The sequence below is a fragment of the Terasakiella brassicae genome (assembly GCF_014641495.1).
Classification (GTDB): domain Bacteria; phylum Pseudomonadota; class Alphaproteobacteria; order Rhodospirillales; family Terasakiellaceae; genus Terasakiella; species Terasakiella brassicae.
Genome location: NZ_BMHV01000017.1, coordinates 47,291 through 73,921 on the forward strand (window position 1 = coordinate 47,291; position 26,631 = coordinate 73,921).

General features: G+C 46.3%; 27 protein-coding genes and 1 CRISPR repeat array. Of the genes, 18 read left to right on the forward strand and 9 right to left on the reverse strand.

Features of this window, described 5'->3' with window-relative positions:
* The 3 genes from IEW74_RS12125 to IEW74_RS12135 are packed head-to-tail and all read left to right on the forward strand — an operon-like array spanning position 1 to position 2,586.
* Positions 1 to 762 carry a dihydroorotate dehydrogenase gene (locus IEW74_RS12125; RefSeq protein ID WP_188665448.1) on the forward strand — a complete coding sequence of 254 codons (762 nt, stop codon included), beginning with the start codon at positions 1 to 3 and terminating at the stop codon, positions 760 to 762.
* The gene (locus IEW74_RS12130; RefSeq protein ID WP_188665451.1) at positions 759 to 1,886 is read left to right on the forward strand and encodes a M48 family metalloprotease; all 1,128 of its coding nucleotides are present in this window, start codon (positions 759 to 761) and stop codon (positions 1,884 to 1,886) included. Before IEW74_RS12125 ends, IEW74_RS12130 begins: the two co-directional genes overlap by 4 nt.
* Positions 1,852 to 2,586, forward strand: coding sequence for a creatininase family protein (locus IEW74_RS12135; protein WP_188665453.1), 735 nt, complete (start codon positions 1,852 to 1,854; stop codon positions 2,584 to 2,586). Before IEW74_RS12130 ends, IEW74_RS12135 begins: the two co-directional genes overlap by 35 nt.
* Here the strand turns inward: IEW74_RS12135 and pqqC are convergent.
* Positions 2,549 to 3,310, reverse strand: coding sequence for a pyrroloquinoline-quinone synthase PqqC (pqqC, locus tag IEW74_RS12140; protein WP_188665455.1), 762 nt, complete (start codon positions 3,308 to 3,310; stop codon positions 2,549 to 2,551). The two genes, IEW74_RS12135 and pqqC, sit on opposite strands and share 38 nt — an antisense overlap.
* A complete protein-coding gene (gene pqqB, locus IEW74_RS12145; protein ID WP_188665457.1) occupies positions 3,307 to 4,239 on the reverse strand; it encodes a pyrroloquinoline quinone biosynthesis protein PqqB in 933 nt (310 codons plus the stop codon). The genes pqqC and pqqB overlap by 4 nt, the downstream gene beginning before the upstream one ends.
* Positions 4,240 to 4,532: 293 nt before the next feature.
* Here pqqB and IEW74_RS12150 point away from each other — a divergent pair, with 293 nt between their 5' ends.
* The 7 genes from IEW74_RS12150 to IEW74_RS12180 all read left to right on the forward strand — a co-directional run bounded on the left by IEW74_RS12150 (position 4,533) and on the right by IEW74_RS12180 (position 10,611).
* Positions 4,533 to 4,901, forward strand: coding sequence for a hypothetical protein (locus IEW74_RS12150; RefSeq protein ID WP_188665459.1), 369 nt, complete (start codon positions 4,533 to 4,535; stop codon positions 4,899 to 4,901).
* Positions 4,902 to 5,002: 101 nt separating this feature from the next.
* Entirely contained in the window at positions 5,003 to 7,072 is a 2,070-nt protein-coding gene (locus tag IEW74_RS12155; RefSeq protein WP_188665461.1) for a TonB-dependent receptor, read from the forward strand.
* Positions 7,072 to 8,328 (forward strand): BNR-4 repeat-containing protein, encoded by a 1,257-nt coding sequence (locus tag IEW74_RS12160; RefSeq protein WP_188665463.1) that lies wholly within the window; start codon positions 7,072 to 7,074, stop codon positions 8,326 to 8,328. The genes IEW74_RS12155 and IEW74_RS12160 overlap by 1 nt, the downstream gene beginning before the upstream one ends.
* Before the next feature lie 10 nt (positions 8,329 to 8,338).
* The gene (locus IEW74_RS12165) at positions 8,339 to 8,827 is read left to right on the forward strand and encodes a TlpA disulfide reductase family protein (RefSeq protein ID WP_188665466.1); all 489 of its coding nucleotides are present in this window, start codon (positions 8,339 to 8,341) and stop codon (positions 8,825 to 8,827) included.
* Entirely contained in the window at positions 8,824 to 9,561 is a 738-nt protein-coding gene (locus tag IEW74_RS12170) for an energy transducer TonB (RefSeq protein WP_188665468.1), read from the forward strand. The genes IEW74_RS12165 and IEW74_RS12170 overlap by 4 nt, the downstream gene beginning before the upstream one ends.
* Positions 9,562 to 9,575: 14 nt before the next feature.
* On the forward strand, positions 9,576 to 10,196 hold the full coding sequence (locus IEW74_RS12175; RefSeq protein ID WP_188665471.1) for a MotA/TolQ/ExbB proton channel family protein: 621 nt from the start codon (positions 9,576 to 9,578) through the stop codon (positions 10,194 to 10,196).
* 1 nt (position 10,197) lies between these two features.
* Positions 10,198 to 10,611 (forward strand): ExbD/TolR family protein, encoded by a 414-nt coding sequence (locus tag IEW74_RS12180; RefSeq protein WP_188665474.1) that lies wholly within the window; start codon positions 10,198 to 10,200, stop codon positions 10,609 to 10,611.
* Between the two features lie 158 nt (positions 10,612 to 10,769).
* Here IEW74_RS12180 and IEW74_RS12185 read toward each other — a convergent pair whose 3' ends face one another.
* The 3 genes from IEW74_RS12185 to IEW74_RS12195 are packed head-to-tail and all read right to left on the reverse strand — an operon-like array spanning position 10,770 to position 13,122.
* Entirely contained in the window at positions 10,770 to 12,101 is a 1,332-nt protein-coding gene (locus IEW74_RS12185; RefSeq protein ID WP_188665477.1) for a sensor histidine kinase, read from the reverse strand.
* Positions 12,098 to 12,760 carry a response regulator transcription factor gene (locus tag IEW74_RS12190; protein WP_188665480.1) on the reverse strand — a complete coding sequence of 221 codons (663 nt, stop codon included), beginning with the start codon at positions 12,758 to 12,760 and terminating at the stop codon, positions 12,098 to 12,100. The genes IEW74_RS12185 and IEW74_RS12190 overlap by 4 nt, the downstream gene beginning before the upstream one ends.
* 29 nt (positions 12,761 to 12,789) lie before the next feature.
* On the reverse strand, positions 12,790 to 13,122 hold the full coding sequence (locus IEW74_RS12195; protein WP_188665483.1) for a PepSY domain-containing protein: 333 nt from the start codon (positions 13,120 to 13,122) through the stop codon (positions 12,790 to 12,792).
* Between the two features lie 255 nt (positions 13,123 to 13,377).
* Between IEW74_RS12195 and IEW74_RS12200 the strand changes: the two genes are divergently transcribed.
* Together IEW74_RS12200 and IEW74_RS12205 are read left to right on the forward strand one after the other, a co-directional pair.
* On the forward strand, positions 13,378 to 13,881 hold the full coding sequence (locus tag IEW74_RS12200) for a PepSY domain-containing protein (RefSeq protein WP_188665486.1): 504 nt from the start codon (positions 13,378 to 13,380) through the stop codon (positions 13,879 to 13,881).
* 68 nt (positions 13,882 to 13,949) lie between these two features.
* Positions 13,950 to 14,522 (forward strand): cytochrome b/b6 domain-containing protein, encoded by a 573-nt coding sequence (locus tag IEW74_RS12205; protein ID WP_188665489.1) that lies wholly within the window; start codon positions 13,950 to 13,952, stop codon positions 14,520 to 14,522.
* A gap of 171 nt (positions 14,523 to 14,693) precedes the next feature.
* Here the strand turns inward: IEW74_RS12205 and IEW74_RS12210 are convergent, their stop codons facing one another.
* Positions 14,694 to 15,182, reverse strand: a complete 489-nt coding sequence (locus IEW74_RS12210) for an Lrp/AsnC family transcriptional regulator (protein ID WP_188665493.1) — start codon at positions 15,180 to 15,182, stop codon at positions 14,694 to 14,696.
* 151 nt (positions 15,183 to 15,333) lie between these two features.
* Here IEW74_RS12210 and dgcN point away from each other — a divergent pair, with 151 nt between their 5' ends.
* The 6 genes from dgcN (at position 15,334) to cas2 (ending at position 22,850) form a co-directional block, all read left to right on the forward strand.
* Positions 15,334 to 16,332 (forward strand): N-acetyltransferase DgcN, encoded by a 999-nt coding sequence (gene dgcN, locus IEW74_RS12215; protein ID WP_188665496.1) that lies wholly within the window; start codon positions 15,334 to 15,336, stop codon positions 16,330 to 16,332.
* Entirely contained in the window at positions 16,329 to 17,312 is a 984-nt protein-coding gene (gene dgcA / locus IEW74_RS12220) for an N-acetyl-D-Glu racemase DgcA (RefSeq protein WP_188665499.1), read from the forward strand. The genes dgcN and dgcA overlap by 4 nt, the downstream gene beginning before the upstream one ends.
* An 18-nt stretch (positions 17,313 to 17,330) precedes the next feature.
* Positions 17,331 to 18,182 carry a D-amino-acid transaminase gene (locus IEW74_RS12225; RefSeq protein WP_188665502.1) on the forward strand — a complete coding sequence of 284 codons (852 nt, stop codon included), beginning with the start codon at positions 17,331 to 17,333 and terminating at the stop codon, positions 18,180 to 18,182.
* A 276-nt stretch (positions 18,183 to 18,458) separates the two neighbouring features.
* Positions 18,459 to 21,590: a type II CRISPR RNA-guided endonuclease Cas9 gene (cas9, locus tag IEW74_RS12230; RefSeq protein ID WP_188665505.1), complete on the forward strand. Its 3,132-nt coding sequence runs from the start codon at positions 18,459 to 18,461 to the stop codon at positions 21,588 to 21,590.
* On the forward strand, positions 21,587 to 22,501 hold the full coding sequence (gene cas1 / locus IEW74_RS12235) for a type II CRISPR-associated endonuclease Cas1 (protein ID WP_188665508.1): 915 nt from the start codon (positions 21,587 to 21,589) through the stop codon (positions 22,499 to 22,501). The genes cas9 and cas1 overlap by 4 nt, the downstream gene beginning before the upstream one ends.
* 4 nt (positions 22,502 to 22,505) lie before the next feature.
* Positions 22,506 to 22,850, forward strand: coding sequence for a CRISPR-associated endonuclease Cas2 (gene cas2, locus IEW74_RS12240; protein ID WP_229734339.1), 345 nt, complete (start codon positions 22,506 to 22,508; stop codon positions 22,848 to 22,850).
* Between the two features lie 71 nt (positions 22,851 to 22,921).
* Positions 22,922 to 23,418: direct repeats of the CRISPR family, unit length 36 nt; unit sequence AGTGTAGCTTCTTAGAAAATGCGGTCAACCCGCAAC.
* Positions 23,419 to 23,503: 85 nt separating this feature from the next.
* Here the strand turns inward: cas2 and IEW74_RS12245 are convergent.
* The 3 genes from IEW74_RS12245 to IEW74_RS17360 are packed head-to-tail and all read right to left on the reverse strand — an operon-like array spanning position 23,504 to position 26,625.
* Positions 23,504 to 24,652 (reverse strand): hypothetical protein, encoded by a 1,149-nt coding sequence (locus tag IEW74_RS12245; protein ID WP_188665510.1) that lies wholly within the window; start codon positions 24,650 to 24,652, stop codon positions 23,504 to 23,506.
* A complete protein-coding gene (locus tag IEW74_RS12250; protein WP_188665512.1) occupies positions 24,639 to 26,474 on the reverse strand; it encodes a carbamoyltransferase family protein in 1,836 nt (611 codons plus the stop codon). Before IEW74_RS12250 ends, IEW74_RS12245 begins: the two co-directional genes overlap by 14 nt.
* 1 nt (position 26,475) lies before the next feature.
* Positions 26,476 to 26,625, reverse strand: coding sequence for a DUF5989 family protein (locus IEW74_RS17360; RefSeq protein WP_229734340.1), 150 nt, complete (start codon positions 26,623 to 26,625; stop codon positions 26,476 to 26,478).
* Positions 26,626 to 26,631 lie beyond the last annotated feature (6 nt).

A 26,631-nucleotide genomic window follows, 5' to 3' on the forward strand; every position in this document is an offset into this window, starting at 1 on the left:
ATGGATTTTTCCCCAATCCATCGCCATCTTCAGGTGAGAGCCGCGTTACCTATGGCGCGTAAACGTGCCCAACGGTTTGAATGTGATGATCCATTAGCTGTGTTCCCTAAAACAGTTATGGGGATTGATTTTGCCAATCCGTTGGGGCTGGCGGCCGGATTTGATAAACTGGGCACTATGACGGCACTGGCCCGAAATTTGGGGCTGGGCTTTATGGAAGTCGGCAGTCTGATGCAAGAAAAGCCGTTATCTTTTTCCAAAAGTGGTCCGTTGGGGATGAACATTGCTGCTGACGTTGATTGTATGTCCTTGGACGAGTCCCTCGTGCATTATACGAAGCTCGCGGCAAGCTATGCAGCGCAAGCCGATTTTTTGGTCATTAATCTGAGTTCCCCGCGTAGTCGACCCTTTTTACAAAAAGGTGGGCGAGGCTGGACGATTGATCTGTTCCAACAATTACATGCATTGGTCTCTTGCCCGATATGCCTGAAAGTCCGATGTGAGCAGATACCGGACTGGATCGGGGATTTATCTCTGAATGGGGTGGTTGTTGCACATATCGCACAAGAGGATGTGCAGGACATCAAACATATTTATGCCGATTTGTGTCCCTTCAAGATCGTGTCGGTTGGTGGGGTGATGACGCAAAGAGATGTGGAAATGCGTTTGTCATCGGGGGCGGATTTGGTGGAAATTTTCAGCCTTCTGGTGTTGAAAGGTCCAAAAGCCGTGCGTGAATTGGTGCAAGGGTTATGGCCATGACCATAACGATGGTTTTAATCTTGACCCTCCTGTTGTCTGCACATGCTTGGTTATGTGCCCGGCAAGTGTCTTATATTGGTTCACGGCATAACGATGACATCGGGCGATATGCCAAGGCCAAGGCATATGTGGCGCTTTTATCCTATATGCTGGATATTTTGTGGTGTGCGTTGTTGCTTGTCAGTGATGCTTTCACCACTATTCTCGACCTGACAGGCTTGATCATTACGCATTGGTTATTGCGATGCCTGGTTCTCGGCAGTGTGCAGATGCAGGTTGAACGTCATTTCGGCTTTGGTCGGATGACATGGCAAATATTTGGGAAAGTAATATTGAAGGCCTTATGTCTGCGCCTTGTGCTGACGTTTGGTGCCGTTAATCTGGTCTTTTATTATATGCCGATGACAAGTCATATGGCGGTTTTCCTGTGGGTGTGGCTGGTGTGGTTCTGCCTTGATAGTGCCGTGATTACAATACGCCCGTGGACGCAATCGCGACTGGATTGTGCGCTGAAACCTTTAGAGGATGCGGATTTGTTAAACCGGGTAACCCATATGTGTCTGTATGCCGGTTATGAACCTGTCGATGTCTATGTTCAGGATGGTTCCCAACGGACAAGTCATGCCAATGCACGTTTCGAAGGGATTGGGCCTTTCAAGCGTATCGTGCTGAATGACAGTTTACTCGATCACCTGAATGAGGACGAAATTCTCAGCGTTATCGCCCATGAATTAGGTCACCATGCCCATCGTCATATTTTTAAATTCCAGCTTTTAAAAGGGGGGCTGACGTTGTTGGGGATCTTGATCTTTACACAATTTTCAACATCGCTTAGTCATTTGGTGATAAGTGCTCCGGCTATATCGGCAGTGGCTTTACCGATTTTGAATGCCTATATCCGCTCTTGTGAATATCAGGCGGACCGATTTGCAAGTTTTTATGGCGGAGGGGCGGAGACCTTCTTGCGGGCTTTGGATAAAATTCATGTCCAAAATGCGGTGATACAAGCAGGGGATCGAGTTTATGATGCGGTTTATTTTGGGCATCCTAGACCACAGGCTCGGGCGCAATATCTAAGGAAAATAAACAATGGAGCTACAAAAATCCACGTGGCCGGAGGTTGAAAACTATCTGCAATCCTGCCAAACGATCCTGATCCCGATCGGTTCAACTGAACAACATGGCCCGAGCGGCATGATTGGGACGGACAGTATGATTGCAGAGGCGATAACAAAAGAACTCGCCCGTCGAAGTGGCCTGATGTGCGCCCCCGTTCTGTCAATTGGGATGGCGGAACATCATATGGCGTTTGCGGGGACAATTTCCTTACAACCGCAAACTTTATCGCTGGTTATTCGTGATGTGGTGCATTCGTTGGAAGTGCATGGGTTTGCAGAGTTTATTTTCATCAACGGGCATGGTGGTAATGGTCCTGTTTTGCAACGTACCTTTCAGGAAGACGTCACAAATTGCCGTTTTTATAATTGGTATATGGGGGCTGAAACCCGAAAATTACGGGCATTACTTTATGCCGATCAGGAAGGTCGTCATGCCACGCCCAGCGAGATTGCCGTTGTTCAATATCTGGATGAAAGCACGTTACGAAATGTCGCTTGTGATCCTGTGTGTGCCCCCGCGTTGGCGTACGAGGGGGCACAGGATATGCGTGATAAACATCCCGATGGCCGGATCGGGGCCAATGTATCACTGGCGGATCCGGTGGACGGGAAACGGCTTTTTGAAACAAGTGTGGATGATTTAATGGCAACCTTGATCAAGGATGGGACTATTGCGCCGCCGCAACATCCGTCTGAACGGGGGTAAAACATCCCGGCGGGATCATGCCCGGGCTAACATAGGCCAGATAAAGCGCATCCAGTTGTGCCCATAAAACACCTGTTTTCATGTAAAGGGCATCAATGACGGCTTGTTGCTGATCAATCGTACGAGCATGTTCTTTCACATAACGCAGGGCAAAATCCACATCACGCGGGGCTTGGGTCAGGCGTTCTCGAAAATAGGCGACCATTGTTTCATCCACAAAATCGTAATTTTCCAACATGCCTGCGATCCGTTCTTTGTGAATTTTCGGGGCGAACAATTCTGTCAGGCAGGACGCAAAACCAATTAGTAACGGGGCATGGCGGCAAAAATTGATATAGGTATCAACCGCATGTTTGGTGGCTGGCAGAACCCCTTCCATTGATTGAACATAAGCACGTTCAAGACCCAAGGCCTCACATAATTTCAGCCACCGTTCAATGCCACCTTCATCCTGATCTATGCCATCATGATCGAAAATACGCTGGCGCCAAAGATTGCGCAGTTCCTTATCTGGGCAATTGGACAAAATGGCGTAATCCTTGATCGGGATGCCTTGTTGATAGACATATCGGTTCAAGGCCCAGGCCTGCACTTGTCCCAATGACAATTTCCCACCGTGTAACAATTTATGAAAGGGGTGCAGATTGTGATAGCGTTCTGCTCCGATGCCTTGCAGGGTTTGTTCCAGCTCATCCGGGCTCAGAACTTTATTTAGCTTGATCATAAGATAACCTCCATTGTGTCATAGCCGATTTCCCATCCGGCTTTATTGGCAATTGCTCGTTCCGTTGAATTTTCCAACAGAACGGGATTTGTATTGTTGATATGGATAAAGACTTTGCGCTTGATGTTTAGTTCTTCAAACGCCTGAATGCTGCCTTGGGGGCCTGCCATGCACATATGGCCCATGCGTTGTCCGGTTTTGACGCCGCAGCCTGTTTCGATCATTTCATGGTCAACCCATGTTGTACCGTCAAAAAAGACCAAATCGCTGTTTTGCACGCGTTCAGCCAAGTCCGGGGGCAAGGCAGCGCATCCGGGCAAATAATAAAAAGATTTTTTGCTGTCGCGCACCGTAACCTTTATGCCAACGGTATCTTCGGGGACGGAACCAAAATTCACCCCTGCTTTTTCATCTTCCAGATAAAGGGCGATTTTGCCGGGGACGGGGAAAAGTTCAATCTCAATGCCGCTGTTTTGTCCGTCCAGAAAACAAAGCTCGGTTTTTTGATCTATGGGAAGTTTGCGCCGTGCAACGTAGTCGGGGTTCAGGATATTAAACAGGCTGTTTTCGCCTAAAACGTTTATGACGCGTTGGGTGGCGTAAAGGGCGAGGGGCTGGCTTTCGCGTAACGTCAACAATCCGCCGATATGGTCGACATCGGCATTAGTCAGAATAACCCCTTTGATCGGGCTGTGCCGTTTACCGTGTTTTGGGTGCAGGCAGGGATTGGCTTGAATTTGCTGACGAATATCGGGGGAGGCATTTAACAGGAACCAGTTGTCCCCATCCACAGTGATGGCAAGCGAGGATTGCGTGCGGGCAATTGCATCAGGATTATTTGCCCATGCCTTGCGGCAATTGTCACAATGGCAATTCCATTGCGGGAATCCCCCACCTGCCGCCGCCCCGAGAATTTTAATCTTCAACATTTTGCGTGCCTATGCCTGTTTTACGGAACAACAGGATAAGTGAAAGGGCACCTTAAAACATATTGGACAAAGGTCTAGGCTGCTTCCATTTTATGAGGGACGGGAGCATTTGTGTAGTTTCTTGGAAAATGCGGTTAAATCGCAATTTTAATTAATGGAATTTGCGTCTAACAAGATCAAATTAACAAACATCAATTGTAGATGGATTTAAAATAGGTTACATAGTCGTTATGTCGAACGCTAACAGAAATAGAAAAATAAAAAAATTGGGCCTTTTGTTAAGAAAAGGAACGATGCGGTTTTTTATTTTGTCTGTTTTGATGGTTCAAATTTCGGTCCCTTTAATTACATCGACACCTGTCAATGCCAAGATTGATACTGGCATTGGTGGGGAATATACGGTCATCTGTACCGCGAACGGTTTGAAACTTGTTCGCGTAAGTGATGGGGATGAACCCCCTAAAGCGGACAATCAGGCAGAACATTGTTTGAGTTGTCGTCTGGCTTTGTTGGGCTTTTCTTTGCCTGATGCAGGTGACCTGATTGCCGAATATGTAATTTATGAAGGCGAACAACACATTGTCGAGATCGATGCCGGGATAATCCCACAAGGGCGCGTTGTTACCGACAATACGGCACGTGCGCCCCCTCGTCTTGTCTGACAATCAAAAAAACTAAAAACGAGACATCTATCCAATGAATGGCGCTCGCCTCATTGCGTGGGTGGTCTTTATTTGATGAAAAGACTATTGGGGTAATCTTAATGACGACGTTTTTTGCGATGCGTAGCTTGCGCGCATGCTTGCTTGTTTCAAGCGCTTTTGTAATTTGTTCAAATTCTGTTTTTGCTCAAAGCAATATTACGCTGGAAGAAGTGACTGTTACCGGTACACGTGAGGCTCAGCCAAAAGCAGAAGTTTCCACGACGATTTCATCTGTTGGTGAAGAAGAAATTCAAAATATCAAGCCACAGCACCCAACAGAAGTTATTGGTCGTGTTGCCGGCGCGCATGCCGCTATTACCGGGGGGGAGGGGCATACGATGGCTATTCGTCAGCCCATTTCGACCAGTCCGGTATATCTTTATCTAGAAGATGGTATTCCGACACGATCAACCGGTTTTTTTAACCATAATGCACTTTACGAAATCAACGTTCCGCAATCCGGTGGTGTCGAGATTTCTAAAGGGCCGGGCTCATCCTTACAGGGCAGTGATGCCATCGGTGGTGTCATCAATGTTTTGACGCGCGATCCTTCGTTGGAAGAAGAGATGAATATGTCTCTGGAATATGGGTCTTTCGGTTTTATGCGTGGCCTGATTGATTACGGCAATAGCTGGGAAAATGATGGTCTGCGTGCCTCGGCCAATATGACTCATACGGATGGTTGGCGCGATTCAACAGCTTATGATCGTCAAGCAACAACCGTTCGCTGGGATCACTTTGTTGATGATGCCTCTAGTGTAAAAACAATTTTTTCAGCATCCAATATTGATCAGGAAACTGCAGGGTCCTCACGCTTAAACCGACAAGACTATGAAAATAGTCCGACAACGAACTACACGCCGATTTCATTTCGCAAAGTGAAAGCACTGCGTTTTTCCAGTGCGTATGAAACGGAAACAGTGGATAGCTTGACGTCTTTGACAGGTTATCTGCGTTGGAACGAAATGGAGATGTTGCCAAACTGGAGCTTGGGTTATGATCCGGTTATTTATAAAACGGGGCATAGTTCTGTCGGTTTGATGAGCAAATATCGTAAAGACTTTGAACCGATGCGCACCCGTCTTGTTGTTGGTGCCGATCTGGATTACAGCCCTGGACAGCGTGATGAGTCAAAGGTGACGCGCACGAAAGTGGGGAACATATACACCAGCTATACGGTCGGGGATCAAATTTATGATTATGATGCAACATTTATGTCCGCTTCCCCATATGCGCATTTGGAAACGTCACCAACCGATAAATTGCGCGTGAGCGGTGGCTTACGCCTTGATGCCATCCGTTATGAGTATGACAACCATTTAAGTGTAGTGACAGTGGGGAATTGGCGTCGCCATGATGACAATACGGTTAACTTCCTGCATTTGAGCCCAAAAGCGGGTTTAACATACGAATTTTCACCTGAACTTAACGGGTTTGCCTCTTACAAGCATGCCTTTAGAGCACCATCGGAAGGTAACTTGTTTAGATCCGGTAAGGCTGCAGATTCCATCCATCTGGATCCTGTGAAAGTCGATAGCTATGAAATGGGGGTGCGCGGGAAACCCACACAAGACTTGAGTTATGAATTGTCTGTTTATTACATGAGTAAACAAGATGACATCTTAACCTATAACGATGGGGTGAACCGATATCAAACCAATGCCGGTGAAACTTTGCACAAAGGGATTGAAGCGAGTATTGGGTACCGCTTGACAGAGGAATGGAAATTCAATCTGGCTTCCTCGTATGCGAAACATACCTATGAAAAATGGATGCCGTCTACAACCGTAGATTATTCCGGTAAAGAGATGACATCTGCACCGCGTTGGATTAATAACGCGACCTTAAACTATACGCCGCGTCTTTTGCCTGAATTGAACCTAGAAATTGAATGGGTCAATTTGGGGGAATATTGGATGGATGAAGCCAATACGACAAAATATGAAGGTCACCATCTGTTTAATTTACGCGGTGCCTATAAAGTAACTGAAAACTTTAATGTTTTTGGCAAGGTGATGAACTTGACGGATCGTCGTTATGCAACGGCGGCCTCGTTAAACGGTACAACGGAAGAATTTGCACCGGGCTTACCTTTATCTGCGTTTCTGGGTATCGAGGTTAAATTCTAATGTTGCGCAAATTGATATTTGCCGTGCTTTTCTTGTTGTTAGGGATGTCTGTTGAGACAGCTTTGGCCGCAAGTGGGGCGCATCAACATGGTGGAGGAGGGCAAGAGCCCTCCTTCAACCACTGTTTAAAACCGGAAAATTCTCCGTCTTTATTGTGTGCAAATGTGCCTACCCCCCACATCGCACCGGATGGCTCACTTTGGCTTATATGGACAGAACATGGGCATGTTTATGTCGGGCATCGCAAAAATCCCGCAAGTGGTAGTTTTGAAAAAATTTCCCGCATTACAAAACAAGCGCGTCAACTGGATATAAATGGGGAAAGTCGTCCCAAAATTGCCGTTGGACCCCAAGGGGACGTGTACCTCACCTTTACTGCAAAAGGGGAGAAAAAATATACAGGCGTGGTCTATTTTGCGCAGTCCCAAGATGGGGGCAATAGTTTTTCCGTCCCGCGAAAGATCAGTGATGAGGAACGTCCCAGTAGTCAACGTTTTGCGACATTAGGTGTGAATAAACAGGGACGGATTCATATCGCTTGGCTGGATAAACGAGATTTGTTTACCGCCAAGAAGGCGAAAAATAACTATAGCGGTTCTGCGATGTATTATGCCTTTTCGGATGACCGTGGAAACAGTTTTTCCGCCAATAAAAAGGGCATGGATCACAGTTGTGAATGTTGCCGAACAGCGATGGATTATGATTTGGACGATAATCCTGTGATCATATGGCGTCATATTTTCGGTAAGAATTTCAGAGACCATGCCATGTTAAAAATCAAGGCAGATGGAACGCCGGAAAAAATGGAACGGATCAGCGAAGATGATTGGGCGATTGACGGGTGTCCCCATCATGGACCAGACCTTTCGATCTCTGCATCCGGTATGCGTCATGTGGTCTGGTTTACCGATGCGGATAAACGATCAGGCCTGTTTTATGCCCATCAACAAAAACAAGGCGGGATGTTTTCTGCACCAATGGGGTTTGGCAATCCAGACAATCAAGCCGCTCACCCTCAGGTTCTTTCGGTTGATGAGATTTTATATATCGTATGGAAAGAATTTGATGGGGAGAAAAGCAGCGTCCTTTTGATCCAATCAAATGATGAAGGACAAAGCTGGTCTGCACCGATACCCGTCGCAACAACAAAGGGCGCATCGGATCATCCCTTCCTGATTAAAGATGATAAGGGGCTGTATCTTTCGTGGGCAACAGCCTTTGAAGGATGGCAACTCTTTACGCTTGCACAAAGATAGGAAGGGGAAGATGAAAAAACAGATTATTCTCCTTTTTTTATTTTGTGTTTTTGTTCTGGGCGGGCGTGTAAGTGCTGCTGATACACAGGAACATGCCTTTGATGAGACAAGCTTTCAGGAAATTTTGCATAAGGAAAAGGGACGTCCTCTCATCGTGAATTTCTGGTCATATGATTGCGTGCCCTGTCTGGCGGAAATGGCCGAGTTTGATCATTTTACACAACAACATGATGATGTGAAGTTGACATTGGTGTCCACAGATCCGTGGGATCAAATGAAACGTATCCGCCGAACCTTGGCAAAATATGGGCCACAAAGGTTCGAATCCTGGGTGTTTGCGCATGCATTTGTTGAAAAAATTCGTTTCAGTGTGGATCGCAAGTGGCGAGGGCAATTGCCGCGGACTTATCTTGTCGACCCCGATGGAACGCGACATAGCCTGACAGGGGCGGTAGATGGGGATCGCCTCGATCAATGGTATAAAGGGTTTTCAAAATGACGGCCGTGGCAACTTATCCGTCGTTTATGACACATGAGTTTCGGTTGCCACTTGCATCGTTCTTGGCTCTTTTAGGACATGTCTTGGTCTTGGGTGCCCTGTATTTCATCCCAAAACCAGAGATACAGGCACCCGTGCCGTTAAGCGGTTTCGAAATGGTGGAATTACCGTCACCAACTGTTATGCCTGATGTGCCCGTTGATCAGCCAATGGAAATGCCACCTGAACCGGAAAAGACAGTGGCAATGGAACCGGAGGTGCCGGATGAAATTGTCGTGGAGAAAAATATTGAGAAGGTTGCAGAACCGGTTGCGCGGGTTAAGGTGATGGTCTTGAAAAAGCCAACCCCGCCAAAAGTTGCTCGTCTTCCTCAAAAGCCCGCTCAACAACCTGTAGAGAAAAAACATCCGGTTAAAATACAGGAGGTGTCGGCTCCGGCCTTGTCGTACATCCCGCCGAATGCGCATGTTTCTTATCTTCGTAATCCAAAACCATTTTATCCCCGCATGGCACGCAAAAGAGGGATGGAAGGCATTGTCCTGCTGTCTGTTTCTGTGAGCGCTAAAGGATTGGTATCTGCTTTATCAATTAAAAAATCTTCAGGGTTTGCTTTGTTGGATAATGCCGCAAAAGAAACCGTCAAAAAATGGAAATTTCAGCCCGCGCAAAAGGGGTTGAAGGCCGTCAATGCTGTTGTCGATGTTCCTATTCGCTTCTCATTGAACGCAAAATGAAAGGAAGTTTCTAAATGTCTGGAACTGATATGTCCTGGTTTGCCTGGTGGAGCGAGGCCGACTGGATTATTCGTAGCGTTTTTATAATATTGGTCCTGTTGTCATTGGCGAGTTGGACAATGATGATCCAGAAGGTTTTTCAATTTAAAAATATTTCGAAATTTGAAAGGCTTGTCCGCCAATATCTTTTGGGGTCAAACTCCCCCCGGACCCTTGTTTTACATCATCCGGTGCATGTGCCCTCTGTTCATCTAGCGGAAGAACTCCCCGATCATGCGGAGCTGTCGGAATTGAATGAATTTGCGGGGCAAATTTTACGAGAGAAAAAACTGGATTTGGAAAGCGGGCTGACTTTGTTGGCAACAATTGGTAATTCGGCCCCCTTTATCGGGTTGTTTGGCACGGTCTGGGGGATCATGCACGCTTTGCAAGCCTTGGGTGGTGTTGAACAGATTTCGATGGATATGATTGCGGGCCCCGTTGCCGAAGCATTGGTGGCGACCGCTGTGGGGTTAATGGCTGCTATTCCTGCGGTCATTGGCTATAACTTCTTACTTCGCAAACTGCGCCGATTAAATGCCTTGATTGATGGCAATGCGGTTCGGATCGTAAATCATTGGGGCAGGGGAGATTGATATGGCACTTGGTGGAAATGGATCAGACCCAGATCAGCCTCTCTCCGAAATCAATGTAACTCCTTTGGTTGATGTCATGCTGGTGTTGTTGGTTATCTTTATTGTGGCTGCACCCATTATGTCGCAGGCGTTAAGAGTGAATTTACCCAAGGCCAATGGTACCCCGGAAAATGAACCAATTGTCGCTTCATTGATTGTCAGAACCAATAACCAGTTTGAATTGGATGGGGTGATCTATCACAAAGCTGACCTTTTAAATGCCCTTAAGGCTGTTAAGGAAAGCAAAGGAGAGAAAATGGTTGTTCAATTGGGCGCAGATGCCGATCTACCTTATCAATTGGTCGCAGATGCGCTTTCTGAATTGAAAAAAGCTGATATATCCAGAATATCATTTGCCACCGCCTCGCCTAATTAAACCTAGAGTAAATCCCGAGTAATCTGTTTTAGATCGCGACGATGCATTTGCGTAAAATCAAGCTAAGGGGGGCGTAAAATCAACCTTCGGCTTGAAACGGATTGACTATATTCTGGCAGGATTGGCTCTGGCTTACAGGTGTGGTTTGTTCTTGTAACTCACAAGGCTTGAGGGAGTGTGATTTTAACGCCCAGCCCGCCAAGGTCCGAGTTAAAAAAGTCAAGCTGCCCGCCATAGAGGTCAACGATCTCGGACGCGATATGCAAGCCTAATCCTGTGCCCGGTTTTGTTTCATCCAGCCGAAGCCCTCTTTTGACAAGATTATTCATCTGTTCAAGGGGGACACCGGGGCCATCATCCTCTATCTGGATGAGAACTTGCCCCGCCTGACATGTACCGGAGATGGAAATTTTGTTCTTTGCCCACTTACAGGCATTCTCCATAAGGTTTCCGAACAATTCTTCCATATCCTGTGGATCCGCACGGATAATCACGCCGTCCAAACCCGACAGGCTAATCTTTAAACTCGATTGGTTAAAGAGTTTTTCCAGTGAAAACTTGAGGTCTTTTGCAACGTCACCAAGGCTCGTTTTTGTTCCCAACAAGCGGGAAGATCCTGCAATTCGCGCCTTGTTCAGGTAACGGGAAATGCTATCAGTTGCGCTGTTCAGGTGTTTCCTGATCAATTTGCCTTTTGCACCGGGAATGTCCTTTGTTTCATTCATCAAAACGGCAATCGGGTTTTTTAGGGAATGGGCCAGATTACCGACCTGAGTTCGCGCCCGTTCAAGTAACGTAAAATTATAATCCAACAGGGTATTGAGCTCGGATGCCAAAGGTTGAACTTCCAAAGGGAAGTCCTGTGGCATTTTGTCCAAATTACCGGATCGGATCAAAGCGAGTGATTGTGTCAGGCGCTTCAGGGGTAACAGGCCATATTTGATTTGTAAAAAAACCATCCCCACAAGAAAACAGCTCAAGACCGATAAAACCAGCACAATATTGCTCAAAAAGGTGCGAATATCGTCTTCCATATCACTGATAGGACCGGCCACGACGAAAATGAAAATGCTGGTGCTTCTGGGCAAGGCGATCTGACGGCTATAAAGCCGAAGCTCCTTACCGGACGGCCCGTTTGTATGCAGGAAGGTATCGGTTTTTTGATCCTTGGGAAAGACCGATGCCATTAACAATGAACTTGATTGATGTATCACCGAACCATTTTCAAGTATTTCCCAATACCATCCTGAATGCGGCCGATTAAAGCGCGGGTCAGACGGTGACCATGTTAAATCCAGACGACCGTTTGCCGAAATATCGCTGGCAGCCACCAGTTCTTCCAGATGATCGCTCAACTGGTTGTCAAATCTCTTTTCGATATGGCCTTCAAAAAGGGATACGATCAAAAATCCGGTTAACACGAGACTGGCAACCGTCCAGATCAGGGATGACAAAATCAGACGGAGTTGTAAAGACGATTTAAACATCATTCATTCGCCGTCAACTGATATCCCCGGCCACGATATGTGCGAATACAGGACGCCCCAAGCTTGTTTCTAAGCTTATTAATCAAGACTTCAATGGTATTTGAATCTCGGTCTCCATCATATTCATAAATATGTTCGGTGAGTTCAGTTTTTGAAATCACGGCTTCCGGGTGATGCATAAAATAGGACAGCAGCCTATATTCCATCGAGGTAAGCGACAGGGTTTCGTTTTTTAGAAAAGCTTTCCCACTGGTTGTATCCAGTTTGATTTCACCACATTCAAGAACCGGATTGCTTTGTCCGGCACCGCGACGTACCAACGCCTCAACCCTTGCCAGCATCTCTTCCATTTCAAACGGTTTTGCAAGATAATCGTCAGCCCCGGTCCTTAATCCAATGACCTTTTCGCGCCATGTATCACGGGCTGATAAAATCAAAACAGGTATTGTACGGCCACTTTTACGCCAGCTTTCCAGAACGTTTAGACCGCTCATTACAGGTAACCCCAGATCAAGAATGACCATGTCATAGGCTTCCGTGTCACCCAGAAAGTGACCTTCTTCCCCATCATAGGCATTGTCAACCGCATAGCCTGCGTCACGCAATGCCGAACTGACCTGACGGGCAATTTCCTGATCGTCTTCAACAACAAGAACTTTCATTACGTCTGCCCCCTTTTTTTTGTGACAAATTATTTGCGATGATCTTTTTTTTGTTTTCCCTTTTCGACTTTTACAATCTCAAGGGATTTTGCGTCATATTCTATTTCCATCACAACACCGTCTTCGCGCAAAAGCTTGGTTTCATAAACCCATCCCGATGGTGCATCATCTTCGTCATCCAGTTTGATTTTAAGGATATGTCCGGGAAACTCGGATTGTACTTTTTTTAGTAAAACCTCGACAGAAACGATCTGTCCGGATTTTAACAATTCGATTGCCGTCTGTCTGTCATCGTCTGCCTGTGCAACGCAAAAGATTGAAAAAACCGCCAGTATGCCAAGCGGATAAAGTAAAAATTTCATCGTCTTCTCAACTTCGCAATTAAGGGTGAAAAGTTCCGTTCAACATACAGTTTCGAACCTTAACGCCAGCTTAAAACACCCTTCAGTCTGCGACAAGGTATGATCCGTTAGAGTGTTGTTCATCGACATTTAGAGCATGTCCCTTTTAATTTGACTCATGTGTCATGCCCTAAGTTATTGATTTTACGCAAATGCATCATCGCAATCTAAAACAGATTGCTCGGGATTTGCCCTAACATATGAAGGAAACACACCATGAAACCGATGATCCGCAATTCCATGATCGCCGCTCTCGCTTTGGCCGCCCTGAGCACTCAGGCTTATTCATCCGAGAATGTGCCAACCTATAAAAGCGATACTCTGACATCTTTCAAAACGGTCATTGAACTCGTTCAAAAACAAGGATACGGCGACATTTACGAAATTGAAAGCGAATACGGTTTTATCAAAGCCAAGGTTCGCAACGCAAATGGTGACCGTATCAAGCTTGCCATCGTCCCGGAAACACAAGTCGTTAAAGTTCTGGAAAAGAAACACAAGAAAAACAAAACACAATATGCAGGCATACCCGCGCACATCTCGCTGGATCAGGCCTTAAATATTCTTGGCGAACAAGGTTATACCACTATCGAGGAAATCGGACTTGAGAAAGGCCGTTACGAGGTGGAAATCAGAGATCAAAATGGTCAAAAACAGGAGATTATCCTTGATGCCCAGACCGGTCAGGTTCTGTCGCAGTGGAACACTTTTTTTCGCTAAGTATCAAATGATCAGGTTGTAAGGGAGCTTGCAACCTGATCCCAACATTCTGACCGGAGAATTTTACAATGCAATATGATCGACTGACCCGACTTTTCCATATGCTGATTGCCTTTGGGATCACAACACAAATGATGCTGACGCTGATGATGGTCCACCCCAAACCCGGCAGAGAGGCCAACATTTTTTATAATGCCCACGAATATCTGGGAGCCTTCCTGCTTGGTGTATTGATTTTGAACTGGGGTTGGACTTTTGTTCGACAGGGACCCATATCACTCGGCCACCTGTTTCCGTGGTTTTCAAAAAAACGTCTTTCGGCTTTAAAGGACGATATCCTCACGCATATAACCTATTTGTTCCGCCTTAAACTGCCATCAACGGATGAACCATCGCCTTTGGCCGGTTCCATTCAGGGATTGGGGCTTGTTATTGCGACTGCTCTGGCCATTACGGGAACCCTTATTCTGGTATACGCCGACCCAAACCAAAAAATGACCGGCTGGTTGCATGATGTAAAGGAAATCCATGAGGCCTTTGGCCCCTTGATGTGGACTTATCTGGGCATTCATGTTGGCGCAGGTATGTTACACCAGATTTTGGGACATAAAACTATTCAGACCATGTTTGGTTCTGTCTGACAAAACGCTGCAATAACAAGGTATGTTATTCTTGCGGATAGAATGACATTTTATAAAAAAACAAAAACAGGAAACAGACAGGTCGCAAAACAACAGAGTGGACATTCCGGCCAGCAATTCCGTTTTGTGGGGCTGGTCTGTCCACTTAATCAACGATCTCAACATAGTGGTCTAGCTTTGGCTGAGCTTCAAAGGGACATGCAAGCCGACTTTTACACGATCCGATACGATATTGGATTGGTAACGTTTGACATTGGGGGCATCTGCGAAATATTGCCGGGCGAAGGCCTCGTATTCCTGCAAGGTATCTGTTGATAGCATGACGATAAAATCGACCTTACCTGATATGAAATAGCACTGCTGGACCTGATCCAGTTTTAACATGGTTTGGCGAAACTCGTTCAACAGGTCACTGCGTACGCTTTCCAGCTTGACTTCAACAATGGTCAGAATTTTATCCGCGACGATTTTAGGGGACAGAATAGAAATATCGGCCGCAATCACCCCTTCATTGCGCAATCGTTTGATACGACGTTGAACGGAGGAACGTGACGACCCGACCTTTTCTGCTAGGACCACGGCGGAAAGCTGATTGTCTTTCTGCAATAAATTCAACAACTGTCGATCTATTTTGTCCAATTCGATTGGTAATTTGCTCATTCCTGTGCCTGATATGATCCCAAAAACCCAATTGAGTTACAAACTATGGGTACATTACCACGCATATTCGTGCAAACTAAAAACATATTTGAATTCAACCTTCCAGCCACCATTTGTCTTTTATCTGGTGCCAATGAAAAGAGTATGACGCATGGAGATCAAACGCCCTTATTTGCTGTTCCTCGGTGATGCCGCCGATCCGCTTGCTGCCAAAGTTGCCCAAGGTATCAAGGATTGGCGACCTGAAAACGCGATGGCTCAATTCCGTCTGGAGGGATGTAAAGCCGATCTTGGCCTTGAGGATATGACGATTGAAGAAGCCGTCAAAGCCGGTTGTAAGACAATGGTGATCGGTGTTGCCAATCGCGGTGGCGTGATTTCAGACGCCTGGATCCGTGTTCTGATTGATGCCCTTGAAAATGGGCTGGATTTGGCCGCCGGTTTACATAACAAACTGGCGGATATACCGGAACTGGTTGCCATTGCCGATCGTTTGGGACGTCAGCTTTTTGATGTGCGCCATCCAACAGAAATTTACCCGGTTGCTTCGGGCAAAAACCGTACAGGTAAACGCCTGTTGCCCGTTGGCACAGATTGTTCTTGCGGTAAAATGTACACGGCCCTTGCCCTTGAAAAAGAAATGCGGGCACGCGGCATGAAAGCTGATTTTCGCGCAACCGGGCAAACCGGTATTCTAATTACAGGATCTGGTGTTTCCATTGATGCGGTTGCGGCAGATTTTATTTCAGGGTCGGTTGAAACCATTTCTCCGGATAATGATAGCGATCATTGGGATTTGATTGAAGGTCAAGGTTCCCTGTATCACGCCTCATTTGCGGGGGTAACGGCAGGCCTTATTCATGGCGCACAGGCCGATGCGCTCATCCTTTGCCATGAACCGACCCGTACACATATGCGTGGATTGCCCGAATATCCGATCCCATCGATGCAAGCCGTCATGGATCTGGCCTTGCACATGGCACAGTTGACTAATAAAGAGGCTAAATTCGTTGGCATCTGTGTCAATACATCCAACCTTTCTGATGAAGATGCCGAGAAATTTATGCGCGAAACCGAAGAAAAATTTGGTTTGCCGTGTGTTGACCCTGTTCGAAACGGTGTTGGGCGGATCGTGGATGTGCTGCAATGACGGTTTCACTTAAGGTCAGTCATAAATCCTGGCCCATTGCCGGTAGTTTCACCATCTCACGCGGGTCAAAAACCACCGCTGATGTTGTTGTCGCTGAAATTCATGAAGGTGAGTATATCGGACGTGGTGAATGCGTTCCCTATGCGCGCTATAACGAAAGTATTGAAAGCGTCACAGACCTGATTAACGGTTTGAAAAATGACATTGCAAATGGTTTGACCCGCATGGACTTGCAATCACGCCTTCCGGGTGGAGCGGCACGCAATGCCCTTGACTGCGCCTTCTGGGATTTGGAAGCCAAGAAAGCAGGCAAACGGGTCTGGGACTTGGCGGGTTTTTCTTCGTTTCATAACCTTACGACAGCTTATACATTGTCGTTGGATACGGCTGAGAACATGGGGCAAAAGGCCAAAGAGGTTGCGCATCTGCCTTTGTTAAAACTCAAACTGGCAGGTCCCGGTGATTTGGATCGTGTCATCGCTGTGCGAAACGGTGCGCCTAATGCCCGTATTATCGTGGATGCCAACGAAGGATGGTCGGCCGATATCTATACAGAGCTTGCGCCAAGGTTGGTAGCGCTGGGTGTTGAAATGATTGAACAGCCGTTGCCTGCTGGGGATGATGCGATTTTGGCAGAAATTGAACGTCCTGTACCTGTATGTGCCGATGAATCGTGTCACGGCCTTGCTTCCCTTGATGATATTAAGGGGAAGTACGACATGATTAACATTAAACTGGACAAAACCGGTGGGTTGACAGAAGCACTTTCACTTAAACAAGCCGCAGAAAAAGAAGGGCTTGGCATTATGGTCGGCTGCATGCTGGCGACGTCCTTGGCAATGGCCCCGGCAATGGTTGTGGCCCAAGGGGCAAAGGTCGTTGATCTGGATGGTCCCCTTTTGTTGGCAGAAGATCATGAAAACGCAATTCAATTTAAAAATGGAACAATGTTTCCGCCAAAGCCTGCACTTTGGGGATAATGAACAAGGGATAGTTAAATGAGCCGTATTGTTTATGTGAATGGCGCATTCGTACCGGAAGAAGACGCGAAAATCTCCGTTTTTGATCGCGGATTTTTGTTTGCGGATGGGGTGTATGAAGTTTCTTCCGTACTGGATGGTAAACTAGTCGATAACGCAGGGCATATGGTCCGGTTGCACCGCTCGTTAAATGAATTGGATATGGCAGCACCGTGCAGTGATGAAGAAATTGAAGCCGCGCAGATAAAGCTGATCCAAGACAATCACGTTGTTGAAGGGCTTGTCTATTTGCAAGTAACACGTGGGGCGGCGGATCGTGATTTTGCTTATCCCAAAAATGTCAAGCCAACTCTGGTCATGTTCACACAATCCAAACCTTTGTTGAACGATCCAACCGCCGATAACGGCATTTCCGTTGTGACCCTGCCGGATTTACGTTGGGGACGGCGCGACATCAAAACAGTCGGTTTGCTTTATCCCTGTATGGCGAAGATGGAAGCCAAGGCGAAAGGGGCAAATGATGCATGGTTGATGGACGATAACGGTTTTATTACCGAGGGCACATCGAACAATGCCTATATCGTGACGAAAGACGGCATCATTGTCACCCGCCAGTTAAGCAATGATATCTTGCACGGAATTACCCGCAAGGCCGTGTTGACAATTGCGAAGAAAGCCAATCTGAAAATTGAAGAACGTCCCTTTACACCTGCAGAAGTACAGAATGCGCAGGAAGCTTTCTTTACATCGGCTTCTGCCTTTGTCATGCCTGTCGTTAAAATTGACGGACAAGATATCGCAAATGGCAAACCGGGCCGTATCACCCAACAGCTTCGTGAGATGTATATAAAGATTGCTCAAAACGGTTAGGCAGGGGTTGTCAGATTTCAGGATGGATAAAGTTGCTGCCATCATATCGACCAGGACGGATAATCTTGGATGATACTTTTAAAAATATCTCGTTTGTAAAATCAAAAAAGGTAGGCCGAAGCCTACCTTTAAATTTTTTGGAATCATCCTTGTTAACGGGATGACCGCATTTTCTAAAAAGCTGGCCTCATATTCCCTGTATTTTATGGCATTGTCAACACTCTTTTTTATCTTTAAATTGCATAGGGTGTAATTTGTAAACAAAAAGAGGGTGATATGGGGTATCGTTTGGGACTTGATTTAGGAACGAATTCTATTGGCTGGACAGCATTGACAATTGATCCGTCAAAAGAAGGACTGGAACGTTTCTCACTTTTAGACATGGGTGTGCGCATCTTTCCCGATAGTCGTGAACCGGCAAAGGGGGGACGTGTCGGGGATAGTTTGGCGGTTGCACGGCGCATGGGGCGCGGTATGCGGCGCAGTCGTGATCGCGGTAAAAATCGCATGGCTTACATGATGCGCTATCTTATTGATTTGGGGTTGATGCCGACTGACAAGGCAGAACGCCGTGAAATGGAGAACTTAAATCCATATCAACTTCGCGCAGAAGGTTTGGAACGTCCCTTATCGCCTTTTGAGTTGGGACGTGCGCTTTTTCAATTGGGATTGCGCCGTGGCTTTAAGTCAAACCGCAAAGAGAGTAACGAAGCCAAGGAAGAAACGGCACGTGCCCAGCAAATCAGCACTTTGCGCGAGGCTTTGGGTAATAAGACTCTTGGGCAGTTTTTATGGCAGAGATTGCAAGCGGGTGAACCCGTGCGTTTTAAAGAGGGAACGGACTGGTTCCCTGATCGTGCCATGTATGCGGAAGAATTTAATGCCTTAAAAGATACACAGCTTCCCCATCATCAATTGAGTGAAGAAGAATGGGACCGTTTGCGCGATAATTGTATTCTTTTCCAGCACCCTCTACGTCCGGTGGAGAAGGGGCGTTGCACTTTGCGCCCTGAATTTCGTCGCGCCCATCGTGATACGCCCATCGCACAATGGTTTCGCCTTTATCAGGATGTGGGGAATTTGCGCTGGATTGATGAAAAACTGCAAGGCCACCCTTTAACGCCGGAACAACGTGATGCGATTATTCAAACCCTGCTCACGCAAAAAACGGTGACATGGGGCGGTATTCGTCAATTAAAAGGCGTGGATGGTAAGTCTCTTTTCCACCGGGATTACCGTTTTAATCTGGAAAGTGAACAGCGCAAGAAACTGGACGGTCATAAAATCGCGATCTGGATGAAAGCGGATGAGCGGCTTCAAGACCTTTGGGAAACGATTTCACCTCAGACCCTTGATGATATTTTTGAGGATCTGCACGGCACGCTGGAGGATGACAAGTTAGTTCCGCACCTGATACGCAAGCATAAAATCACGCAGGAACAGGCCGAAGCTTTTGCCGCACTGCCCATTGGGAGCATGACGGTTAACCTTTCGCGTCAAGTCATGGAAGAACTATTGCCGATTATGCGAGATCAGGGGCTGGAATATTATGATGCCGTCACGCAGCTTTGTGATGAAACAGGCAATCCCTTGCACCATAGTGCATCAGCGAGCGTCGAAAAAAGAGAAAAACTGCCTTATTACGGTGAAATTCTAAGTCAATCCGTTATGGGGGAAGATGCAAGCAAAGATCCGCAAGTCGACCCCGAAGGACATTTCGGGCGTATTGCCAATCCAACGGTGCATGTGGCCCTTAATCAGTTACGTGTGCTGGTCAACAGTTTGATTGATCGTTTTGGCGAAGCTCCGACTGAAATTCATGTGGAACTGTCGCGCGATCTTAAACTTGGTCCCAAGCAACGTAATGAAATAAATAAAGAGATTGCAAAAAATACCAAACGCAATGAAAAGCTGGCGGAACTATGGCAGGAGATTTCCAAGGGACGCGAGGCCACAGCGCGTGATTTGAAAAAAGTCAAATTGTGGGAGGAATTAAGCACAGATATTATGGCCCGGCGCTGCGTCTTTACAGGGCAAAATATTGCGGGACATCATCTGGTGAATGGCGAGGTGGAAATCGAACATATTCTGCCTTTCTCGCGCACATTGGACGATACAATGGCCAACCTGACATTGGCGTTCAAAGGGGCAAACCGGGTCAAGGGCAATAATTCCCCGTTTGAGGCTTTCGGCGACAATCGCCATCCTGATTTTGACTGGGAAGGCATACTGGACAGAGCCTCGCGTCTTCCCAAAAACAAACGGTGGCGTTTTGCTGCGGATGCAATGGAAAAATGGGAAGGCGAGAACGATTTTATTGCGCGTCAAATGACAGACAACGCCTATATTGCCCGGTCGGCGCGCAAATATTTAAACTGCCTCACTGACCATGTGGTGCCGGCACCAGGGCGATTGACGGCGATGTTACGGGGGAAATGGCACTTAAACCTGGGTGAAGACGGACGAAAAAGCCGGGATGATCATCGCCATCATGCGATTGATTCCTTTGTGGTTGCGCTCAGTGACCGCTCTGTGTTGCAGCGTGTCTCCCGCCTAAGCGCACGCGGTGCTGATGATCGTATTCATATGGAAATACCTGAACTCCCCAGCCAGTTGCGACAGGACTTCAGGGAAAAGCTTGATAACATCCTGATTTCCTACAAGCAGGATCACGGCATTCTGGGGCGTTATTTTAACGAAACATCATATGGTGTGTTGCCGCAAAGCCAGCATGGCGATGGTTACAATCTTGTGACGCGCAAACCGATTGCTTCCCTTAGCCCCAAGGAACTGGATGCCATTCGTGACCCGTTGATACAGGCCAATATCAAAGAGCACCTTTATGATCTCGGTTGGTATGGTTTACCCAAAACGGATCAAGCCAAGAAATTGCCGGAATATTTAAGCGCGTTTGGCAAGGCACATAATATTCATCGCTTGCGCATTCTGGTTAAAAACCAGTCGGCGATTGCCATCCAAAGCGCCCCACACAAAGCCTACGCACCAGACAGTTATGTTTGTTGTGATATCTGGGCATTACCAAAAGGCAAAAAAGGTAAGTGGAAAAAAGGCGAAGAAACATGGCAAGGGGTGTTCTGGAATTATGCTGAATGCGCCAAATTCGGCCCCGATCTACCCGATAAAAATGCACAAAAACCACATCCGGCGGCCCGCTTTGTCATGCGTATCTTCAAAGACGATACGGTGTCATATCAGGAGGATGGACAGGAACATATTATGCGCGTGGCTGGGTTCAGTACAACAAACAACAGGTTGGATTTGAAACCGCATAATCTGGCTGATGCACCCCGACAATATTTCTCTATCAACTCATTGGGGGATAGAGGTTTGCGTCAGGTCTTTATTTCCCCTGACGGACGTTACCTGAATAAAAGGAGAAACCCATGATTGGTGGTGTGGTTGAAATTGCCGAGGATGGCCGGCATTTGTCGCTCTTTCGCGGGTTTTTAAAGGTCAGCGAAAATACAAATGAATTGGGGCGTGTGCCGCTGGATGATATCACGGCCCTTGTCCTGTCCGCCCATCAAATTAGCTTGTCCAAAAATATTATGACGGCCTTGTTGGAACGCAAAGTGATTATCGTGACAACGGGTAAAAACTGGCATCCCTTGGGCCTTACTTTGCCGCTGGAGGCCCATTATGGTCATGCCGGGATTTTGCGTGACCAAATTGCCCTCTCAGAAGCGCGACGAAAAAGGCTTTGGCAACATCTTGTGCGCAGTAAAATTGAAAATCAGAAATATATTCTGGAATGTGCCGGAGTAAACCCGGATAAAGTTCAGGAACTCCGCACCCTGATGAAACGCGTACGTTCCGGTGATCCGGATAATATTGAAGCCCAAGCGGAACGTCATTATTGGCCCGCTTTGATGGGCAAGGATTTTCGCCGTGACCGGACATTGGATGGACCGAATGCCTTTCTCAATTACGGCTATACCATCTTGCGCGCTGCAACCGCGCGGGCGGTTGTTGCCGCTGGTTTACATCCAGCCTTGGGACTACATCATAAAAGTCAGGTCAACGCTTTTGCCCTGGTTGATGATTTGATGGAACCGTTTCGCCCCATCGTGGATGGCAAGGTTGCGAAAATCGCCCACGAGATTGAAGAATTAACACCGGAATATAAACGCGCGCTCGTCAGCCTCTTGCAATTGGATTTACTGACCGAAAAGGGCGCTTCTCCCTTGGTGAATTGCCTGCATCAACTGGCACGTTCTGTAGTGGTGTGTTTGACGGATAAAGAGGCAAGCCTTCAATTGCCCCCATTACGACAGTCAGGCAGTTTGTTTATGGGGTAGGGGTATGATCGTTGAACAGGAAACATGGGTAAGCGGGTATCGGCTGATGTGGGTAATTGTGATGTTTGATCTTCCGGTTGTTGAAAAGAAAGACCGAAAAGCAGCAACCAGATTTAGGGATTATTTGTTGGATGAAGGTTTCGCCATGGGCCAATTTTCGATATACTATCGATTGTTGTCGGGCAAGGAAGCGGTCGAATCTTTACGAAAAAGGATCGAACGCAATTTGCCGAAATATGGCACTGTTCAAATACTGGCGATTACGGATAAACAATATGAAAATATTCAAACCTTCAGAAGCCGCAAGTCGGAATCGTCAAAAAATCCGGAACAATTGCTTTTGTTTTAATGGTGTTTTTCTATTTTTAGAAAATGAAAAGGCCAGTTTATTATTTAAAAACAATGAACTGGCCTTTATCTAGTGTAGCTTCTTAGAAAATGCGGTCAACCCGCAACTTTTGGTGCAAAAAGGCGTTCGGCTCAATGAGTGTAGCTTCTTAGAAAATGCGGTCAACCCGCAACCTAGATAAGGGGGATGTTCTGGGTTCGAGTAGTGTAGCTTCTTAGAAAATGCGGTCAACCCGCAACTAAAGGGTAAATATCCATTGGCTCTGTCGTAGTGTAGCTTCTTAGAAAATGCGGTCAACCCGCAACCATGAAACCCTGCACCGCACACGGCTGTGAGTGTAGCTTCTTAGAAAATGCGGTCAACCCGCAACTTGCGTGACGGGATTATGACAGCGTATCGCAGTGTAGCTTCTTAGAAAATGCGGTCAACCCGCAACCTTTGGATCGCAGGGCAACCAAGCGGCGCAAGTATAGCTTCTTAGAAAATGCGGTCAACCCGCAACTGGGGATGGGGGACGCAAGACATCGGCGTTAGTATAGCTTCTTAGAAAATGCGGTCAACCCGCAGTATCTGTCTATCAAATACACAGAGCGTCTGGCTGAAACCGGTATCGATGCATGCGTTGGCAGTTTCCATATAGGCCCTAGTACTCTCTACTTTATAGGGACGGGATCAAGAAGTTGCTTCTTGAGAAAAAGGCCAAGCGCCTTGTTGCCTATTGAGCCGAAATGCACATGATCGACAAAGGCAGACTCTTTTACATCTTCCAAAGCCAAATCTGTATTTATGAACGGGAAGTCATATTGTTGAGACAAGTCAGATAAATCTTTTTCTAATCTGGGGTAGAACTTTTTAAAATGGACATCTAAATTTGGAAACAGTTTATTGTATGTTTCCAGAAGTTTCTGTTCGTTTGAACTGAGTTCTTTTTTCGTTACGTACAAGCTTGGTTGAAGAGCGAAAACAAACTTTATCTGGTTGAGGTCAGCGAAATGTTTGGCAGTGAGGATTTCATTCTTGAACCTAAACCAGAACTGTTCATAAGAGAAATCATTAGATTGCAGTGTTGTGTTGGGGACGGAAATTAGGCCTGAGAGTTCTGCAATTTTTGCTGCAACGTATACCAGTTTAATTGAAAATTTCTCAGGCGTAATTGTAGTCTGTGCCTGAATGACTTTGGGTATGTAGGCATTTCGATAGAGAATATTGGCTGTATAAAGTGCTCTTTGCACGGAAAGCATATCAGGTGAGGTATAATAATCAAATCCTCTATAGGCAGCATAGACATCGTTCCAGCCACTTAAGGCGACCCAGACTTTAGGTTTCAGAGTGTCCGTCAGATAGTCTTTTATAAAATCAAATTCATTCGCAAAGAGATATCCGCCGACACCGGCTGTTTCTGCATTTGGAACAAAATTTGAGTATATATCTGCTTGTTTGACGCCAGCACCAAAGGCCGTGGAACCACCGGAGAACAAGGTAAGATTTATGGAGCTGAGCTCCTGACGTGTCATATCGGAGCGAATGCCGATGTCATTGATTCTTACACCTCGACCTTTCCAGTTTTCTAAAGGTCGATAACCTGCTTTGGAGTAATACCGAGTGTAGGCAAAATTATCGAAACGACCAAAACACTCGTTTTCTTCTATGTAGGCATCATTTTTGTCACAAGACCATACAAAATCGTCTGAACGTGTGGACGTACCATAAAGAAGTTGTAATGCTCCTTCTAAAAAAGCCAGCGATATGGCGATAGAGAAGAAAAGAAGCAGCAGATTGGACGTTCGGTTAGTCAAGTTCATATTTATTCTCGTAACTAACAGCTAAAGTTGGATCCTGTTGATCTTTACGTAAAAAGCAGTTTCCAATCACTAGAACTTCAATATCAGTGCCCATAAAGCATTTAAATGCGTCATGTGGTGTGTTTACAATAGGTTCCCCGCGTACATTGAAAGATGTGTTAACGACTACGGGGCATCCAGTTTTTTCTTTAAAAGCTGAAATAAGGGCATGATAACGTGGATTGGTTTCTTTATGCACTGTTTGAATACGCGCAGAGTAATCGACATGCGTAATCGCAGGGATTTCAGAACGGGACACATTAAGTTTATCAATGCCGAATAAATTCTTTTCCTCATCTGTCATTTTGTAGCGGCGTTTTTCGTGAACATCGGCAACAATAAGCATATAAGGGCTAGGCGTTTCTTGTTCAAACCAGTCACTCACATCTTCTGCAAGAACAGAAGGAGCAAAGGGGCGAAAGCTTTCCCGGAATTTCACTTTCAAATTTAGAGTTTTTTGCATGGAAGCAGAACGGGGATCCGCCAAAATAGAGCGCCCACCCAAAGCACGTGGCCCAAACTCCATGCGGCCTTGAAACCAGCCAACAGCTTTGTTCTCAGCGAGGGCAGATGCTGTTTGTTCGAACAGGACGCGATCTTCCATGACTTCGAAGACGGCACCGGCTTTTGAAAGCTCAGATTCTATAATGTCTTGAGAATATTGAGGTCCAAGATAGGAACCTTGCATCGCATCAGATGGATCTACTACGCGTTCATTCCCTAATTCTTGATGCCAAGCGGCCATCGCTGCGCCAATGGCACCGCCTGCATCGCCCGCAGCGGGTTGAATCCAGATATTTGGGAAGGCCCCATCGCGTAACAGTTTACCATTTGCAACGCAATTTAGCGCAACTCCACCAGCAAGACACAAGTTTGGAATGTTATACTCTCGTGCTAACCCACGGGTAATACGCAGAACGATTTCCTCGGTAACAGCCTGCACTGAAGCGGCAATATCCATATGGAATTGTGTTAGAGGATCTTTGTCAGGTCGACGTGCAGGTTGACCAAAGAGTTCCGCAAATTTGCGGTTGGTCATGGTTAAGCCGCTGGTATAATTAAAGTATGTTTGGTCTAGTTTAAAGGAACCGTCTTCTTTTAGGTCGATCAATTTTTCCAAAATTAGGTCTTTATATTTGGGGGTTCCATATGGGGCTAACCCCATGACCTTATATTCACCGCTATTAACCCGAAAGCCCGTATAGTAAGTAAATGCAGAGTAGAGCAATCCAAGAGAATGCGGAAAATAGAGTTCTTTGACAATTTCCAGATTATTACCATCGCCGATTGCAACTGTTGTGGTTGCCCATTCGCCAACGCCATCCAATGTAAGTACAATAGCTTTTTCAAATGGAGAGGGGTAAAAAGCACTGGCGGCATGGCTGAAGTGGTGTTCCGAAAATAAAAACTCCGGCATCTTCGTTAAGCCCTGTTTTTCCTTAAGCTGTTTGATCAGAAGGTCTTTCTGAAACAATTTTTCGCGTAACCAAACCGGCATTGACATACGGAATGAATTTAGGCCCTTGGGGGCCACTGCAACATAAGTTTCCAGTAAACGCTCAAATTTTAAGAACGGCTTGTCGTAGAAAACAACGTAATCAATATCGTCAGGGGCGATATTTCCTTCCGCGAGAACAAAATCAATCGCATGAGCAGGGTATCCCGCATCGTGTTTTTTTCGGGTAAAACGTTCTTCCTGTGCAGCGGCTATAATATTTCCATCCACGATTAAAGCAGCAGCGCTATCATGGTAAAAAGCTGAAATTCCTAGAATGTTAGTCATTTTAGAACAAGGTGTAGATGAAAGGAGCAACAGCAGAACCTTGGCTCAAGACGATCAAGCCACCAAGAACAGCAAGCATTAAAAAAATAGGCAACAGCCAGAACTTTTTTCTCACTTTAAGAAATTGTAGAAATTCTGAAAAGAAAGACATAATAAC

Excerpts from the sequence above, each read along its gene's own strand:
- IEW74_RS12125 (WP_188665448.1), top strand. The coding sequence starts at position 1 with ATGGATTTTTCCCCAATCCATCGCCATCTTCAGGTGAGAGCCGCGTTA.
- IEW74_RS12130 (WP_188665451.1), top strand. The coding sequence starts at position 759 with ATGACCATAACGATGGTTTTAATCTTGACCCTCCTGTTGTCTGCACAT.
- IEW74_RS12135 (WP_188665453.1), top strand. The coding sequence starts at position 1,852 with ATGGAGCTACAAAAATCCACGTGGCCGGAGGTTGAAAACTATCTGCAA.
- pqqC (WP_188665455.1), bottom strand. The coding sequence starts at position 3,310 with ATGATCAAGCTAAATAAAGTTCTGAGCCCGGATGAGCTGGAACAAACC.
- pqqB (WP_188665457.1), bottom strand. The coding sequence starts at position 4,239 with ATGTTGAAGATTAAAATTCTCGGGGCGGCGGCAGGTGGGGGATTCCCG.
- IEW74_RS12150 (WP_188665459.1), top strand. The coding sequence starts at position 4,533 with ATGCGGTTTTTTATTTTGTCTGTTTTGATGGTTCAAATTTCGGTCCCT.
- IEW74_RS12155 (WP_188665461.1), top strand. The coding sequence starts at position 5,003 with ATGACGACGTTTTTTGCGATGCGTAGCTTGCGCGCATGCTTGCTTGTT.
- IEW74_RS12160 (WP_188665463.1), top strand. The coding sequence starts at position 7,072 with ATGTTGCGCAAATTGATATTTGCCGTGCTTTTCTTGTTGTTAGGGATG.
- IEW74_RS12165 (WP_188665466.1), top strand. The coding sequence starts at position 8,339 with ATGAAAAAACAGATTATTCTCCTTTTTTTATTTTGTGTTTTTGTTCTG.
- IEW74_RS12170 (WP_188665468.1), top strand. The coding sequence starts at position 8,824 with ATGACGGCCGTGGCAACTTATCCGTCGTTTATGACACATGAGTTTCGG.
- IEW74_RS12175 (WP_188665471.1), top strand. The coding sequence starts at position 9,576 with ATGTCTGGAACTGATATGTCCTGGTTTGCCTGGTGGAGCGAGGCCGAC.
- IEW74_RS12180 (WP_188665474.1), top strand. The coding sequence starts at position 10,198 with ATGGCACTTGGTGGAAATGGATCAGACCCAGATCAGCCTCTCTCCGAA.
- IEW74_RS12185 (WP_188665477.1), bottom strand. The coding sequence starts at position 12,101 with ATGATGTTTAAATCGTCTTTACAACTCCGTCTGATTTTGTCATCCCTG.
- IEW74_RS12190 (WP_188665480.1), bottom strand. The coding sequence starts at position 12,760 with ATGAAAGTTCTTGTTGTTGAAGACGATCAGGAAATTGCCCGTCAGGTC.
- IEW74_RS12195 (WP_188665483.1), bottom strand. The coding sequence starts at position 13,122 with ATGAAATTTTTACTTTATCCGCTTGGCATACTGGCGGTTTTTTCAATC.
- IEW74_RS12200 (WP_188665486.1), top strand. The coding sequence starts at position 13,378 with ATGAAACCGATGATCCGCAATTCCATGATCGCCGCTCTCGCTTTGGCC.
- IEW74_RS12205 (WP_188665489.1), top strand. The coding sequence starts at position 13,950 with ATGCAATATGATCGACTGACCCGACTTTTCCATATGCTGATTGCCTTT.
- IEW74_RS12210 (WP_188665493.1), bottom strand. The coding sequence starts at position 15,182 with ATGAGCAAATTACCAATCGAATTGGACAAAATAGATCGACAGTTGTTG.
- dgcN (WP_188665496.1), top strand. The coding sequence starts at position 15,334 with ATGGAGATCAAACGCCCTTATTTGCTGTTCCTCGGTGATGCCGCCGAT.
- dgcA (WP_188665499.1), top strand. The coding sequence starts at position 16,329 with ATGACGGTTTCACTTAAGGTCAGTCATAAATCCTGGCCCATTGCCGGT.
- IEW74_RS12225 (WP_188665502.1), top strand. The coding sequence starts at position 17,331 with ATGAGCCGTATTGTTTATGTGAATGGCGCATTCGTACCGGAAGAAGAC.
- cas9 (WP_188665505.1), top strand. The coding sequence starts at position 18,459 with ATGGGGTATCGTTTGGGACTTGATTTAGGAACGAATTCTATTGGCTGG.
- cas1 (WP_188665508.1), top strand. The coding sequence starts at position 21,587 with ATGATTGGTGGTGTGGTTGAAATTGCCGAGGATGGCCGGCATTTGTCG.
- cas2 (WP_229734339.1), top strand. The coding sequence starts at position 22,506 with ATGATCGTTGAACAGGAAACATGGGTAAGCGGGTATCGGCTGATGTGG.
- IEW74_RS12245 (WP_188665510.1), bottom strand. The coding sequence starts at position 24,652 with ATGAACTTGACTAACCGAACGTCCAATCTGCTGCTTCTTTTCTTCTCT.
- IEW74_RS12250 (WP_188665512.1), bottom strand. The coding sequence starts at position 26,474 with ATGACTAACATTCTAGGAATTTCAGCTTTTTACCATGATAGCGCTGCT.
- IEW74_RS17360 (WP_229734340.1), bottom strand. The coding sequence starts at position 26,625 with ATGTCTTTCTTTTCAGAATTTCTACAATTTCTTAAAGTGAGAAAAAAG.